11 protein-coding genes and 1 riboswitch are annotated in these 15,288 nt (G+C 45.8%); of the genes, 7 read left to right on the top strand and 4 right to left on the bottom strand.

The window, feature by feature from the left end; genetic code table 11:
- Nucleotides 1–50: 50 nt before the first annotated feature.
- Entirely contained in the window at nucleotides 51–1,208 is a 1,158-nt protein-coding gene (locus ACN6MV_RS28895) for a sensor histidine kinase (protein WP_419885355.1), read from the bottom strand.
- Nucleotides 1,209–1,375: 167 nt separating this feature from the next.
- On the opposite strand from ACN6MV_RS28895, the gene ACN6MV_RS28890 reads away from it, so the two are divergent.
- The 6 genes from ACN6MV_RS28890 to ACN6MV_RS28865 all read left to right on the top strand — a co-directional run bounded on the left by ACN6MV_RS28890 (nucleotide 1,376) and on the right by ACN6MV_RS28865 (nucleotide 9,747).
- Nucleotides 1,376–2,311 (top strand): ABC transporter ATP-binding protein, encoded by a 936-nt coding sequence (locus tag ACN6MV_RS28890; RefSeq protein WP_042131295.1) that lies wholly within the window; start codon nucleotides 1,376–1,378, stop codon nucleotides 2,309–2,311.
- 18 nt (nucleotides 2,312–2,329) lie between these two features.
- Nucleotides 2,330–3,505 (top strand): ABC transporter permease, encoded by a 1,176-nt coding sequence (locus tag ACN6MV_RS28885; protein WP_419886831.1) that lies wholly within the window; start codon nucleotides 2,330–2,332, stop codon nucleotides 3,503–3,505.
- Nucleotides 3,498–4,658, top strand: coding sequence for an ABC transporter permease (locus ACN6MV_RS28880; protein WP_042131293.1), 1,161 nt, complete (start codon nucleotides 3,498–3,500; stop codon nucleotides 4,656–4,658). The genes ACN6MV_RS28885 and ACN6MV_RS28880 overlap by 8 nt, the downstream gene beginning before the upstream one ends.
- Nucleotides 4,659–4,782: 124 nt before the next feature.
- The gene (locus ACN6MV_RS28875; RefSeq protein ID WP_076119142.1) at nucleotides 4,783–5,106 is read left to right on the top strand and encodes an L-rhamnose mutarotase; all 324 of its coding nucleotides are present in this window, start codon (nucleotides 4,783–4,785) and stop codon (nucleotides 5,104–5,106) included.
- 220 nt (nucleotides 5,107–5,326) lie between these two features.
- The gene (locus ACN6MV_RS28870; protein ID WP_419885354.1) at nucleotides 5,327–6,481 is read left to right on the top strand and encodes a cation:proton antiporter; all 1,155 of its coding nucleotides are present in this window, start codon (nucleotides 5,327–5,329) and stop codon (nucleotides 6,479–6,481) included.
- A gap of 251 nt (nucleotides 6,482–6,732) precedes the next feature.
- Nucleotides 6,733–9,747 (top strand): efflux RND transporter permease subunit, encoded by a 3,015-nt coding sequence (locus tag ACN6MV_RS28865; protein ID WP_419885353.1) that lies wholly within the window; start codon nucleotides 6,733–6,735, stop codon nucleotides 9,745–9,747.
- Nucleotides 9,748–10,082: 335 nt separating this feature from the next.
- Here ACN6MV_RS28865 and gcvPB read toward each other — a convergent pair whose 3' ends face one another.
- The 3 genes from gcvPB to gcvT form a co-directional block, all read right to left on the bottom strand.
- The gene (gene gcvPB / locus ACN6MV_RS28860) at nucleotides 10,083–11,543 is read right to left on the bottom strand and encodes an aminomethyl-transferring glycine dehydrogenase subunit GcvPB (RefSeq protein WP_042131289.1); all 1,461 of its coding nucleotides are present in this window, start codon (nucleotides 11,541–11,543) and stop codon (nucleotides 10,083–10,085) included.
- The gene (gcvPA, locus tag ACN6MV_RS28855; RefSeq protein ID WP_375104179.1) at nucleotides 11,540–12,892 is read right to left on the bottom strand and encodes an aminomethyl-transferring glycine dehydrogenase subunit GcvPA; all 1,353 of its coding nucleotides are present in this window, start codon (nucleotides 12,890–12,892) and stop codon (nucleotides 11,540–11,542) included. The genes gcvPB and gcvPA overlap by 4 nt, the downstream gene beginning before the upstream one ends.
- 107 nt (nucleotides 12,893–12,999) lie before the next feature.
- Nucleotides 13,000–14,112, bottom strand: coding sequence for a glycine cleavage system aminomethyltransferase GcvT (gcvT, locus tag ACN6MV_RS28850; protein ID WP_375104178.1), 1,113 nt, complete (start codon nucleotides 14,110–14,112; stop codon nucleotides 13,000–13,002).
- Between the two features lie 186 nt (nucleotides 14,113–14,298).
- Nucleotides 14,299–14,396, bottom strand: a riboswitch (glycine riboswitch).
- A gap of 277 nt (nucleotides 14,397–14,673) precedes the next feature.
- Between gcvT and gcvH the strand changes: the two genes are divergently transcribed.
- A complete protein-coding gene (gene gcvH / locus ACN6MV_RS28845; RefSeq protein ID WP_042131286.1) occupies nucleotides 14,674–15,066 on the top strand; it encodes a glycine cleavage system protein GcvH in 393 nt (130 codons plus the stop codon).
- The last annotated feature ends 222 nt before the right edge of the window (nucleotides 15,067–15,288 follow it).

Raw genomic sequence — 15,288 nt, 5'->3', positions numbered from 1 at the left:
GTCTCCTTGATCGAATTTAGTTTTCTATATAACCATGGGTACTATCTTCCCTATACAATCTCTCCCTGCTTATAAATGGGCAATCGTGTAACAACTGTGAATTGAGACTCCTGCCGCAGTTCCAAGGTTCCGCCGATCAAATGCGTTCGTTCTAACATTCCTTTCATTCCGACACCACCACTTCCCGGCAATGTAGTTAGCTTATTCTCTTCGGAAAGTGTTCCATTGTTGCTAACTTCCATCGTAATTCCAGTATGACTGAAGTCGACCGTAATCCAGATTGCTGTTGCTTTTCCATGACGCAGAGCATTGGTTATGGCCTCACGGGCGTTCTTATACAAGATCACCTGGATACTAGGATATAGCGGATAAGGTATCCCAAGTACTTGGTATGAGGTCTCGATTCCCGTATCGCGTCCTGTCTCCTCAAGCAGACGATCTAACGCGTAAGCACCCTCTAGTTGTGGCGTATAGTTGATACGCTTCACTGCGGAGCGCATATCGTCCATGCTAGCTGACAGCTGATCTCGAATGAGCTCCATCATTTGCATTCCGCTCTCAGGCGAGGTGGGTAAGGTGTGCAGCGCGGCTTCCATCATCATTTTAATACGAATCAGGCGGTGACCGATATCGTCATGGAGCTGGCGTGAGATGCGGACCCGTTCTTTGGACTGGGCTGCATCTTCTATTTGGGTGTTAAACTCCAGCAGTCGGTTGCGGGCTTCATCCAGCTCGAAATGCTTTTTCCGGAGCTCATCGTATAGATGGAGAGTATTCTCACGGCCCCGACCAGCCCGCTGTAATAATTCGTTGAGATAGGCGATGAGCAGAAAAGTAATGTTGATGAACGTAATGATGAGCTGTGGAGAATCCCGAAGCGCTATGTTCAGGGTAATCAGATGCACAACCGTAAACACGAGCGGCACGGCTTGGGGCTTAAGTCTAGAATAATAAAGTAAGGCCGAGATCGCTGGAAAAATCATTATACTGCCGTATTGGTAGCATAACCAGGCGGTGAATAGTACTTCAATGATGCTTATCAAGGGATGAAGGGATTGGGGCAGCTTTGGTACCATGACCACAAGGAATAGAAGCATCAGAATATGCAGTGTGAAGATTCCATAATCGGCATATGGATAGATGTAAATGCTAATACAAGCTGGAATTATAATGAGTAAGTAACGCAATAGATTCAGCTCTCTAGTCACGCCTAAGACATCCTTTACAGGGTTTCTTCTAATCTTAGCATATTAGCCTACTACTTCAGGAGATGACTTTAGTCACCTTCAAAAGATGACCTTTCGTACCTCCTGTAGAATGAAATGTAGTATAAAATTGGAAATATAGAAGCGCAAATGACAGGAGAGATGATCGAATGGCAATCGCCGTATTAACCGATGTGGTGAAACGATATGAAGGTAAATTAACAGTGGACCATGTGAATATGACGATAGAAGAAGGGGAAATCTTTGGCTTGCTTGGCCCGAACGGAGCGGGTAAAAGTACAACGATCAGTATGATCTGTGGCTTACTTAAAATTGACGGAGGAGACATTGTCATCGACAGTCTACCTGTGTCTTCGAAATCACTTGAGGTGAAGAAAAGAATTGGTTTGGTTCCACAGGAGTTGGCCGTATACGACACGATGTCAGCGGCGGATAATGTTACCTTTTTCGGAAGATTATATGGCTTGCGCGGCAAGCTTTTGAAGGAACGGGTTGAAGAGGCTCTTGCTTTCACAGGTCTTAGCGATCGTGCTAAAGAGAAGCCCTCAACATTCTCCGGGGGAATGAAAAGACGTCTGAATATTGCCTGCGCCATCATGCATCGTCCAAAGTTGATTATTATGGATGAACCTACGGTGGGGATCGATCCACAATCTCGCAATCATATCCTTGAATCGGTCAAGGAGCTGAATCGGCTCGGCTCAACTATTATTTATACCAGTCACTATATGGAGGAGGTTGCAGCCATTTGTGATCGGGTAGCCATCATGGATAAAGGACATATCATTGCTTGTGGTACAGAGAAGGAACTGCGGGAACGCGTTGCCAAGGAAGAAAAAATCGTCATTAAAGCTGCTAATATCACACCGGAGCTTATCCAAGAGCTGGCGCTTCACCCTAGAATTAGACGCGTAGAAGCAAAGGAAGAAGTAGTCGAGCTGTACTTGCCCTCTTCACAAGGGGAACTGCAGGATATCCTTTTTATTTTTGCCAAACATAAGGGGATTATCGGCTCGCTAAATATTGAAGAACCTGATCTGGAGACTTTGTTTCTAAGCTTGACCGGACGTACCTTACGAGACTAAAAAGGGGGGATTATTTTGATGAATACTTGGACGATTATGATCTATGAGCTGCGAAGATTATTTAGCTCACGCTCTATGATATTAAATATGTTTTTACTGCCCCTGTTATTGATCTTTCTCTTAGGTGCTTCGCTCTCCGGTGTCGTTGGTGATAAAGGAGGCTCCTCTAATATCGATATTGTGCGAGTGGCTGTTGTTAATCTTTCTGGCGAAGGCTATGAGAGCTCAACGATGATGGACAGCTTTTTGAAATCAACATCACTTAAGGATATTATTACCCCGATTATAGTAAATAGTCGAGAGGCAGCAGAAAGCGGTCTACGAACAGGAAAATATGGCTATGCGGTTGTTGTCCCTCCAGGCTTTGATAGTAAGGTTCAGAATGGTGAAGCCGCACAGCTGGAGTTTATACTTGGCAAAAAAAGTACAGACAATAGAGTGGCAGGAACGGTATTCGATAACTTTTTAAAGACTCTTAATTATAAACAGTCTGTAGCTTTGACACTGGGTCCGGCAGCATTAAACGTTATGGCACCTAATTCCACCAGTAATCAGCCTTCCGTAAAACTTGGAGAATTGAGCGAGGGAGGGTATTCATATACTTCTTCACAGTTCTATGCAGTATCTATGATGCTGATGTTCCTGCTATATAGCGGCTTGACGGTTTGTACTTCTCTTTTTAATGAAAAAGAAAATCATACCCTCTTCCGGATAAATTCAATGCCCGTTAAAGGATCTGAGCTATTCATTGGTAAAATGCTTGGTGTAGGTGTCGTAAGTATAGTGCAGTGCGCAGCGATTATTATTCTAACGAATGTGCTCTTCGGTGTAAATTGGGGAAATCGGCCGGGCTTGTTACTCCTATTTTGCCTACTGATGATTGTGGCTTCGATGACATTATCTATCGTTATTTCTATGTTCAGTAAGACTGGAGCAAGCGCAAGAAATATCGTTACACTGCTTACAGTAAGTATGACCTTCATTAGTGGAGGGATGGCTCCACTTCCAGAATCGTGGGTGAACTCTGCAGGGGCTTTTACAATTAACCATTGGGCAATGCAGGCGATTTTGAAAATGATGTTACATGCTGATGTATCACAAATCATGCCGAATTTGGGAGTTTTATCGCTGATCTGTCTAGTGTTGTTCAGTGCAGCAGCAATCTCGTACCGGAAGGTGGGTTATCATGGATAAAATCTTAACGATTGGCTGGAACATGGTGAAACGAACCATTGGTACTAGGAAGGGTGTGCTTATATATATTCTGCTTCCTTGTATTGTACTTGCAGGTATTGTCTCCGTTACTGGAACGATGGGGGAGAACCCAGCGGTTGTATTGTATTCCAATATGGATAACGGGGCTGCAGGTAAGCACTTGCTCACTGAACTAAAAAATTCCGGTGAATATAAATTTGTAGAAAAGAATGACGAGATTGCTTTAAGAGAAGGTGTTGTAGATCAGAATGGAGAAGCGGGGATTCTGATTCCAGCAGGGTTCACTTCAGCTCTACTTGCCGGGGAAGAACCACAAATTAGTGTATATGAGCTTAAGACGAATGAAACTTCTGTTATGATCAAATTAAAAGCAAGTGCGATCGCTGATGAGATGCGGAGTACCGCCGCGAATATTGGAGCAGCAAATGAAGGATCTAGTGATGTTGACGCACAGTTCACTACTGTTATGCAAAGAGCGGAACAGCATAGTATAGGTAGCATCCGAACCGATTATAATTTGTATCCTCGGGAGGGACTAGGAGTTGTTACAGGTTTAACACTAATGTTCCTCATGAGCCTAGTCACGAGTTCTGTATCGTTGATTATGGATGATCGAAAAGGACGAACCATGATGCGGATGTTCAGTGCTCCGGTTCGTTCTTACGAAATTGCGATTGGTAATTTTCTGGGCAGCTTCATGGTCGGGATGATTCAGATCGTCGTAGTGCTGGCTTTAGGTCGCTGGGTGCTGCACTATGATTATGAAGTTCCAATCTATCTATATTTCCTTGTTCTTGCGGCATTTATGCTGGTGTCCATGGGAATCGCGAGTACAGTGGCGGGGTTAATTCGTAATCCTAATAATGCAGGTATGCTGAATTCCCTTATTATCACACCCACTTGTATGCTTGGAGGCTGCTTCTGGCCCTTATCCATTATGCCGGACTATATGCAAAAGGCTGCTAATTTTGTTCCGCAAAAATGGGCCATCCAAGCCGTTGATATCGCTGCAACCGGTGGGGGCTGGAATGAGTTATGGTTACCTTTTGCCATCTTAGGACTTATGGCCGCTGTGCTGCTGGCAATTGGTTCTGCCATTCTCCGTCCAAGCCAAGCAGGAATCAACGCTTAGGTATTTTGAAATGGAATGTTAGATATTCATAGCCTGACCTGTTTCCTTCAGGTACAATAATAGGTATCAAATGTATTTGATTCTTATTATGTACAATAGAGGGCATTTCTAGGAGGATGAACAGATGAGCAGCAATAAATTGGCTTGGACATGGCGGGTGAAGGAAGAATGTCTGGAAGAGTATGTAGCCATGCATTTAAATCCTTGGCCAGAAGTTTTGGAGGAGCACAGTAAGGCTGGTATTTCTAACTATTCTATCTTTCAGAATGGCAATCAGTTTTTTTATTGCTTTGAATGTGAGGATACTGAAGCGGCTTTCGATTACATTGCTAAAAGTGACGCCTGCAACCGATGGAATGCCATTACTTCAAAGATGGTTGAAGGCTCATTTGATTTCAATGATGAGGTGCCGATGCAGCCCTTAAACGAAGTGTTCTATCTAAAATAGTGAGCTGATTCTTTATTAACTAAAATTTGCATATTGTATATTATCGGCGTATCTTGTTTACAGTCTTTTATATTACGGTTATAATATATTTAATAATGTTAAATTGAATAATTTTTTGTTTTTTGGAGGAGCCTGTCAACAAGGGCTCCTCTTTGTCTTTTTTTGGCTTGGGATGTCCCTGGTTGGCAGTTCTTATATACAACAAGGGAGTGGATGAAACATGGAGTTTGTGCTATATCTTATGCTGATTATACTATTCACCAAGCTAGCTGGTGATTTATCTGTGCGACTGGGACAACCGTCGGTACTGGGTAAGTTAATTGTCGGTATTATACTGGGCCCTGCCGTACTGGGATGGATTCAGAATGGAGAGTTTATTCATTATTTTTCGGAGATCGGTGTTCTATTATTAATGTTTATCGCTGGGCTTGAGACGGATCTGGATCAACTGCGCAAAAACTGGAAATCAGCTTTCGCAGTAGCCGTCGGAGGTATTATTTTACCTTTTCTAGGTGGATTCGCCATTGGAGAAATGTTTGGTTTTGCTTATCATAATGCTATGTTTATGGGCGTCATTCTTAGTGCAACATCGGTCAGCATATCGGTTCAGGTACTGAAGGATATGAATAAGTTGAATACACGTGAAGGTTCTACCATTCTGGGAGCCGCTGTAGTCGATGATATTCTGGTTGTTATTTTGCTCGCTGTATTAATGAGCTTTTTCGGCACAGGAGAATCAGTGTCCATTGGTCTTTTGATTACGAAAAAAGTATTGTTCTTCGCTGTAGCGCTTGTTGTGGGTTGGTTCGTTGTGCCTCGGGTTATGAAATGGATGGCTCCGCTAAAGGTGACGGAGGCTGTTATCGCAGCGGCGCTAATGATTTGCTTTGCGTTCGCGTATTTTGCTGAAATTATGGGGATGGCAGGCATCATCGGTGCTTTTGCGGCTGGGATTGCTATATCTCAAACCTCTTTTAAACATACGGTGGAAACCAAGCTTGAGCCTATAGCGTACTCGATTTTTGTTCCGGTCTTTTTTGTAAGTATCGGACTTAATGTTTCCTTTGAAGGGGTTGGCAGTCAAATCGGGTTCGTGCTCTTGCTGGCTGTTGTCGCCATTCTGACCAAGTTGTTTGGTGGCGGTCTGGGTGCGCGTCTTACAGGCTTTAATAACCATTCGTCGCTTATTATTGGTTCAGGGATGATTTCGCGGGGTGAGGTTGCGTTGATCATCGCGGCAACAGGTCTGCAAAGCGGCTTGTTACAGCAGCAGTATTTTACTTCCGTAATTATTGTTGTCATTGTAACTACACTTGTAACACCGCCGCTCTTAAAATATATGTTCCGTGATCCAGTAAGCGCGGGAGAAAAATAAAAATCATAGCAAAAGGGTGTCCCGAAGCCATTTACATGGCTCATGGGGCACCCTTTTTTTTTTGCAACTCTAACGTCCTGTACTTCGGAAGGAGAAGGTCCCCGCCTTAAGACGGAGTATAAAACCAGCCGTAGGGCTGTTTTGACTTCGGCCAAAAATGTCTAAACTAAATCTCGGGATGGAAAATAATACATAATGAGGCAGTCATAAGAGGAGTACCAGAAATATATGGGGTGGAAGGGGAAACGAAAATGAAATGGTTAACCAAATGGTCGTTCGGTAACAAGGCTGCGGTGGGGCTTTTAGTGGTCATGGCTCTTGTAGTGGGAGGGATGAGCTATACTTCGCTACCGATGGAATTTATGCCGGAGGCAGATAATCCTCAAGTGACTGTTACGGTGCTTGGGCCGGGTCAGGATGCCCATGCGATGGAGACGAAGGTTACGAAGCCGATTGAGGCTGGGGCCGCTTTTGTTAAGGGGAAGAAAGAAATACTGTCCACTTCCGGAGACGGATACGCACAGGTGAATATTTTTTATGATTCAAAAACAAATATGAAGGATGCTGCTGGGGAGGTCCAAAAGGTTGTAGATTCGTTGCAGTTCCCTGAAGGGGTAATGGCGCCTTTTGTACTTCAATTGAATACTTCCATGATTCCAGTGTCACAGGTTACTCTTTCGTTTGACGAAGGTCTGACCAAAGAAAACCTTAAGCTTGCGGAAGAAACGATCATACCGGAAATGCAAAAAGCAGAAGGTGTAGCTAACGTCGCCTTATATGGTAAAGTTACTCCGCAAGTGCGAGTGAAGCTAGATCCAAAATTAATGGCTGAGAAGGGAATTACAACACCTCAAGTCCTAGGGTTACTTCAAGGACGTAATGTCTCAGCATCTCTTGGGGAGCAGACGATTGGTGGCCAGACAGGTAACGTTAACGTGGTTTCGACGATAGATAGTATCGATACGTTAAAAAAACTCCCTGTTTCTGCGGGCGTTAAGCTACAGGATATCGCTGCCGTTGAATTAAAGCAAGATCAAGAAAGCGTTAGCCGCTCGAATGGGAAAGATGTTCTTTTCGCCATAGTGACCAAAGAAGCAAATGCGAATGCAGTGAGTGTTGGAGATCATATTCAGGATACCATAGCTCATATTAACAAAACCATTCCAAACGCGGAAGCAGCGGTGGTATTCAGCACATCAGATATGGTGGTTACTTCAGTGAACAGTATGATGCGTGAAGTATTACTCGGCGCGTTGTTCGCTACGATCGTGATTCTGTTGTTCTTGCGCAACCTGCGGGCAACACTGATTACGGCGGTTTCTATCCCGCTTTCTTTAGCAGTTACCCTATATCTGCTTGATATATCCGGCATAAGTCTGAATATCATTACACTCGGAGGTGTAGCTGTTGCGGTCGGTCGCTTGGTGGATGATAGTATCGTAGTGATCGAGAACATTTACCGTAGGCTGCAAAAAGAACCCTTCTCCCGTGAAATGATTATAAGCGCAACCGGGGAAGTGGCTAGAGCGATTACTTCATCGACGATTGCAACGGTAGCGGTATTTCTGCCGATGGGTCTTCTGCGTGGTAGTTTGCAGGCTTTTCTACTGCCGTTTGCCTTAACGGTCACGTATTCATTGCTAACCTCACTCGTTGTAGCTTTGACGGTGGTTCCGCTGTTAGGCTCATGGCTGCTGAGAAGAACTTCAATGAAAGAGCACGAGCCATCTAAATGGTTCACCCGATTCCTAGATTGGAATCTGCGCCGGAAATGGATCACTTTATCACTAGGTCTTCTTCTTCTGATTGGCTCAATCGCAGCTTATGTAACTATGCCAAAAGGTGCGCTTGATGCTTCAGATGCCAGCTATGTCTCTGTTCAATTAAATTATCCTAAGGATGTCCCTGTTAAAGAGATCTTGGAAAAAGGAAAACAGTTAGAGCAAGATTTGATGAAACAGCCACAAGCGGAAACGGTGATCATGCAGTCAGGGAACAGTGCGGATGCGGCCCAGTGGGGAACTGTCAGCTCGGAAACCTTGGTGGATTATACCGTTGTTATGAAAAAAGGTGCGGATGCTGAGGCGTTCATCAATTATGTTCGTGATGTGAAGGATTCCTACGCTGGAGCAACACTCGTTGCCAACGAGATGAGTATGATGGGTTCAAGCTCTACCAGCGAGTATATTGATATCGTGGGTGATAATCTTACAGATATTACTGCTGTTGCAGCTGAAGTTACGAATAAGTTGAAAACTGTGGAGGGTATTCAGAAGGTCAGCAGCAATATGGAGGATACCAAACCAGTATTTTCATTTAAGGTAGATCCGGCTCAGACAAATGCACAAGAAATTACCATGCAATTGTCGGCTATGCTGAATCCGATCCCTATGGGGCAGATCGAGCTGGACGGTACTCCTGCAGGAGTAGTGTTGGATCCTATGGCTGAGCCGAAGTCGGAGCAGGATTTAAAGGCAATGACGCTTATGACTGCTGAAGGTCCAAAGCCACTGTCCCAACTCGCAACCTATGAGGTTCGGAATGAACCAGCCTTATTGTTCCATAAAGATGGAAAGCCATATGCGAGAATAACAGCGGAAGTTGATCCGAAGAAAGTGTCTGAAATCGGGGCGAGTATTAAAAAGGAAACCGATAGTCTTACCCTTCCAAAGGGTGTGACTCTGTTTGCAGGCGGAGCCTCGGTTGATCAGTCAGAGGATTTCGCTGACCTTGGTATGACAGCGCTGATCTCCATCGGGTTGGTGTATCTGATCATGGTCCTCACCTTCAAAACCCTTCGTGCTCCGCTGGCAATCATGTTCTCCTTGCCGCTAGCTGCGATTGGTGCGATTGTTGGACTGATTGTATCTGGTGTAACGCCTGACTTTACCGCTTTATTCGGAGCGTTAATGTTGATTGGTATCGTCGTCACGAATGCGATTGTGCTTATCGACCGTATTAAGCAGAATGAAGCGCATATGAGTATTCGCGAAGCGATTTTGGAAGCGGCCGGAACACGGATGCGTCCGATTCTGATGACAGCTATCGCCACCATTTGCGCCATGACTCCGCTGCTGTTCGGCCATGCCGAGATGGGCAGCATCGTCTCACAAAGCTTGGCGATTGTAGTCATCGGCGGTTTAACTGCGGCAACACTGCTTACGCTGGTTGTAGTTCCAGCGATTTACGAACTGTTCTACTTCCGTAAATCTGCTAAGGAGCGCAAAGGCGTGGTGAAAGCTGAAACTCCGACGCATGGTGCGTAATATCGATTAGAGGAATAGGGTGTCCCAACGGCTATGATAATGCTGTTGGGATGTTCCTGTTTATGAACTCTTCTCGGAACGAAGTGTGAATCATGGCTCTTTTTGTTGCTCCAATGATGCATCGGACTCAGGAGTCCGATAGTAACTCAATAAGCCAGTAAATGGACGAATAGCATCTGCTGGGTCCTAAAGGCACTTCAGGTAAATCTGATCCACGCCGTTGTTCCTTACTATTAGGACAAGAATGCTATCTGATAAAAGATAAACAAGGCTGAAGCCAGGTGTTAAACACCAGGCTTCAGCCTTGTTTATTGTTACTTGTTAATATAGAGAACTTAACCGCAAGAACAATTTAATACCGGTTTACGAGCTGCCTGTGTCTCATCCAATCGGCTGATCTCTGTGGTATGCGGTGCGTTGATTACGATTTCCGGTGTCTCCTGCGCTTCTTTCACGATCTGGATCATCGTATCGATGAAGCCATCGAGCGTTTCTTTGCTTTCGGTTTCCGTCGGTTCGATCATCATGCATTCCTCTACCGTCAATGGGAAGTACACGGTTGGCGGGTGGTAGCCGAAGTCGAGTAATCGTTTGGCAACATCCAAGGTGCGAACGCCATATTGCTTGAGATTTTTGCCGGACATTACGAATTCATGCTTACATACACCCGGATATGGGATTTCAAAATATGGCGCCAGGCGATGCATCATATAGTTCGCATTCAACACAGCATTTTCCGATACCTCACGCAGTCCGTCTGGACCATAGGTACGGATATAGGCGTAGGCACGAACGAGAATACCAAAGTTTCCGTAAAAAGCTTTCACGCGTCCAATGGATTCAGGTCCGCCGAAGTCGAGCGAGAAGCTGCTATCTTCGTTTTTCACCACAGTTGGTTGTGGTAGGAACGGAATCAGAATGGATTTTACACCTACAGGTCCGGCTCCAGGGCCGCCGCCGCCATGCGGGGTACTCATTGTCTTATGCAAATTCAAATGCACAACGTCAAAGCCCATGTCACCTGGACGGGTGATGCCCATAATAGCATTGGAGTTGGCTCCATCGTAATAGAGTAAGCCGCCTGCTTCATGCACGATCTCAGCGATCTCGACGATTTGGGTCTCGAACAAGCCGAGTGTGCTTGGGTTAGTCAGCATCAGTGCGGCTGTGTCGCTGCCGACCGCTGCTTTCAGTGCTTCAAGATCAACCATCCCTTTATCCGTGGAAGGGATCGTAATCGTTTCAAGTCCTGCTGCTGAAGCACTAGCAGGATTGGTGCCATGCGAGGAATCCGGCACAATAACCTTCGTGCGGGTCTCGCCGCGACTTTCATGGTAGGCGCGGATCATCATGAGACCGGTCCATTCACCATGCGCACCTGCGGCTGGCTGTAAAGATACAGCATCCATGCCGGTTAATGCGGACAAGTCATTTTGCAGGGTATACATTAATTCCAGTGCGCCCTGAATACTTTCTTCCGGTTGATACGGGTGGATTTTAGCTAGGCCTACGATGCGTGCAACATCTTCGTTAATCTTCGGGTTGTATTTCATCGTACACGAACCTAGCGGATAGAAGCCATTGTCTACACCGAAGTTACGGCGTGAAAGCGAAGTGTAGTGGCGAATGACATCCACTTCCGATACTTCTGGGAGTACGACGGGTTCACTACGTAGCAGGTTTTGCGGAATGAGCGTTTCAATACTCTCTTCCTGCGGCACATCGCAAAGTGGCAAGGAATAGGCCGAACGGCCGGGACGACTTAATTCAAAAATTAGACTTTGCTCCGGTTTCATAAACAGCCCTCCAGTGCGCTAGCGAATTGATCGATTTCGTTTTTGCTTCTTTTTTCCGTAACGGCTATCAGCATTTGTCCAGAAAGTTCAGGATAATCACGGCCCAGATCATAACCGCCGAGATAACCTTCCTTCAGCAGCTTGGAATTAATTGCGCTCACGCTGCTTCCTTCAGGAAGCTTCACGACAAACTCGTTAAAGAATGGGGAGGAGAAGGTAAGCTCAGTACCTGTTAGTCCGCTAAGTTTATTAGCGGCGTAATGGCTTTTGCGAATGTTCAACTCACCAACTTCACGCATACCTTCTTTGCCCATAACGGACAAATAGACGGATGCGCAAAGAGCTAGCAGCGCCTGATTGGAGCAAATGTTCGATGTCGCTTTTTCACGGCGAATATGCTGTTCGCGAGCTTGAAGTGTCAGAACGAAGCCGCGTTTACCGTTACGGTCAACGGTTTGACCGACGATACGGCCCGGCATACGGCGCATCAAATGTTCCGCTACGGCGAAGAATCCACAAGTTGGACCACCGAGGGAGGCTGGAATACCGAGTGGCTGAGCATCACCGACTACGATGTCGGCTCCAAGCTTACCCGGTGTTTCAAGTACGCCAAGAGCAATCGGATTTGCACTGACGACGAACAATCCTTTAACCGCATGGATTAGCGGCTCAACGGAGCTTAGGTCTTCGATGCAGCCAAAGAAGTTAGGCGATTGCATCAGTACTGCTGCGGTATCTCCATCAATGGCTTCAGCAAGCATCGCCTGATCGGTAACTCCGTCTTTATAGTCAATCTCCACCACTTCAAGACCCCAGGCATTAGCTGATGTGCGTAGCACTTGACGTGCTTCAGGATGAACGGTGCGGGAGACGATTATTTTTTTGCGTTTGGTAGCACCAGCTGCGAGGACTGCTGCTTCGGATAATGCGGTTGCGCCATCATACATACTGGCATTAGCTACTTTCATACCGGTTAGTTCACAAATATAGGATTGGAATTCGAAGATCGCTTGCAGCTCACCTTGGCTGATCTCCGGTTGATAAGGAGTGTAGGCAGTGTAGAATTCAGAACGGGAAACGACATGGTTGATCACCACAGGGATGTGATGGTCATATAATCCGGCGCCGAGGAAGCTGGCGTGAGAATCAAAGTCGGCATTTTGGTCAGCCAGACCTTTCATGTGACGAAGCAGGGCGTATTCATCGAGTGGTTCAGACATCGGCATAGTGCCTTGATAACGGACGGCTTCAGGAATATCGGAGAACAGCTCATCTATGGACTGAATCCCGACGGCTTCCATCATCTCTTCGCGGTCCTGTGCAGTCATGGGCAGATAACGGTGCTTCATTAAGGTTTCACTCCTTGGCTTTTTTTAAAATATAAGAAAGTACAATTTTCAGGCTATACTTTATCCTTCTATTTCTCGCTTAAAAGCTCACCGTCCTTATATGGACGCTAAAGACGTTTATACTTGTAAAAAGGGGCCTTAATCACGACAGCCTTAAGCTGTTTGCCGCGGATCTCTACGTAAACCTCTGTGCCTATTTCACTATAAGCTGTATCAAGCAGAGCCAATCCCAAGTTACGCTTCAACGTTGGCGATTGTGTTCCGGTTGTGACCTCTCCGATTTTAACGCCGTCTGCATAGACGGGGTAATGGGAGCGCGGAATACCTCGATCAATCATTTCCAGGCCGACAAGGCGGCGGGGAAGACCGGCTTCTTTTTGCTGCACTAACGCATCACGACCGATGAAGTCTGCTTTGTCTAGTTTCACGAAGAACTGCAATCCTGCTTCAAGCGGCGTGATATCAGCTGACAGTTCTTGACCGTACAGCGGCAATTTCGCTTCAAAACGCAGGGTATCCCGTGCGCCCAGGCCAGCAGGTGTTAATCCATGAGGAGCACCCGCAGCAAGAAGCCCGTTCCATAATGCTCCTGCACCATCCAGCGAAGCGTAGATTTCGAAGCCATCTTCACCGGTATAACCTGTACGGGAGATCAATACTTCTACACCGCAGACGGTAGCGTGTTCGATGAAGTGGAAAGGCTTGAGGGCTGAGATAGGAGCATCAGTAACTTTCGCGAGTATAGTCTCTGCCAGCGGACCTTGCAAGGCAAGTAAAAGCGTCTCGTCGGAGACATTAGTGAGTGTGACTTCACCGAATTCAGAGGTCAGATGCTCCTGTAGCCACTGAAAGTCCTTATCGATGTTGGAGGCATTAACGACGAGCATATAACGACCCTCGCTTAGTCGATACACGAGTAAATCGTCTACAACTCCGCCGTTTGGATAACAGAGCAGCGTATATTGTGCCGCACCATCGGTGAGGCGGCTGATATCGTTAGTCGTCATCTTTTGCAAAAAGGCTTCTGCACCGCTCCCGATCACCATGAATTCACCCATATGCGATACATCGAACAGTCCAGCCTGCTGGCGAACGGCTTCATGCTCCTTCACGATACCTGTAAATTGTACTGGCAGCTCCCAGCCGCCAAAATCAATGCATCTGGACTCCGCATAAGCGGAATAGAGATCATAAAAAGGCGTTCTTTTCAAAGCATCCATGTCGTCACTCCCCTTGATCTGATTACATACGAAAAAAGGACAGGCAGAAGCAATCATGCATAAATGCACTAATCGCTTTCTGCTCTGTCCTTTGTACCTGAGAGTTACCCTGCGTAACTAACCTGCAAGTTTCCCCGTTGGTGACCTGACGCACCTTCGCCCTGCGTCTGATGCTCTCCAGAGATACGTCCGACAAAGGTCCTTTTGCCTGAGAGATTCACCCTGTTAGGGTTTACTCCTTCGGCGCCGTCTTCAAGTGAGACAGTCTCTCCCTATGCCATCATCCGCAACTGTATTTGTTTCAAATATAAGAAAGTATATGTTTCACATTATACATTATCCTTATATTTCTTCGAGAAACGGTTATCGTCTATAAAAAGACGACAACGTCGTTTCTTCTTGTATGTCTCCATTAAACGGGTATAGGAGGGCGCTGTCAACAAGAAAAAGTCAAAAAAACGACAAATTTATTTTACTGTTAGTAATATTGACATTATGCTCTGGGATCACTTAGGCTATAACTAAATTTAGAATTCCAATTTGGAAATGAGGCGGCTTGAAATGAGTGAAGTTTTAGATAACCTTCTTTACAGCGAAGAGCATGAGTGGGCACAGCAAGTGGAAGGACGCGTAGTACGTGTTGGGATTACGGATCATGCTCAGCATTTGTTAGGCGATATCGTATTTGTGGAATTTCCAGAAGTTGGCTCGGCCATTTCAGCCGGTGACAGCGTAGGTAGTATCGAATCCGTTAAGACTGTATCGGAATTGTATTCACCCGTCTCTGGGACGGTTACCAAGATTAATGACGGATTAGAAGCAAGTCCAGAGCTAATCAATGATAAGCCGTATGGCGAAGGTTGGATCTTTGAAATTGAAGTAGACGGAGAGTATGCTGATGCTGTAAAAGGTCTGCTTGATGCAGCCGGATACCGAGCATTGGTGGGAGAGTAATTAGCGTTTTTCACTGTATATTAATTTCATCGCGTGTGATTTTTGTAGCAGCAAGTTTCTGTGATTTGGGGACTTGCTGTTTGGTGTTTCTTATGGGAGCATCGGATAACTTTGCGTTAGATCGTCGATTCTGTTGAAAATTGTGGGACTTTTCTTGGAATCAAATTTACTGATATGAAATGAGGGAAAACCTCCCTGATTTTAGACGTTTTTAGCACGGAA

Origin of the sequence: Paenibacillus sp. B-A-8, assembly GCF_048572915.1 — a bacterium.
Classification (GTDB): Bacteria; Bacillota; Bacilli; order Paenibacillales; family Paenibacillaceae; genus Paenibacillus_AQ.
This window is presented reverse-complemented; position numbering and strand designations above follow the sequence as displayed.

What these genes read in the sequence shown, in the direction of transcription:
- ACN6MV_RS28890 (WP_042131295.1), top strand. Translation starts at nt 1,376, where the DNA reads ATGGCAATCGCCGTATTAACCGATGTGGTGAAACGATATGAAGGTAAA.
- ACN6MV_RS28885 (WP_419886831.1), top strand. Translation starts at nt 2,330, where the DNA reads ATGAATACTTGGACGATTATGATCTATGAGCTGCGAAGATTATTTAGC.
- ACN6MV_RS28880 (WP_042131293.1), top strand. Translation starts at nt 3,498, where the DNA reads ATGGATAAAATCTTAACGATTGGCTGGAACATGGTGAAACGAACCATT.
- ACN6MV_RS28875 (WP_076119142.1), top strand. Translation starts at nt 4,783, where the DNA reads ATGAGCAGCAATAAATTGGCTTGGACATGGCGGGTGAAGGAAGAATGT.
- ACN6MV_RS28870 (WP_419885354.1), top strand. Translation starts at nt 5,327, where the DNA reads ATGGAGTTTGTGCTATATCTTATGCTGATTATACTATTCACCAAGCTA.
- ACN6MV_RS28865 (WP_419885353.1), top strand. Translation starts at nt 6,733, where the DNA reads ATGAAATGGTTAACCAAATGGTCGTTCGGTAACAAGGCTGCGGTGGGG.
- gcvPB (WP_042131289.1), bottom strand. Translation starts at nt 11,543, where the DNA reads ATGAAACCGGAGCAAAGTCTAATTTTTGAATTAAGTCGTCCCGGCCGT.
- gcvPA (WP_375104179.1), bottom strand. Translation starts at nt 12,892, where the DNA reads ATGAAGCACCGTTATCTGCCCATGACTGCACAGGACCGCGAAGAGATG.
- gcvT (WP_375104178.1), bottom strand. Translation starts at nt 14,112, where the DNA reads ATGGATGCTTTGAAAAGAACGCCTTTTTATGATCTCTATTCCGCTTAT.
- gcvH (WP_042131286.1), top strand. Translation starts at nt 14,674, where the DNA reads ATGAGTGAAGTTTTAGATAACCTTCTTTACAGCGAAGAGCATGAGTGG.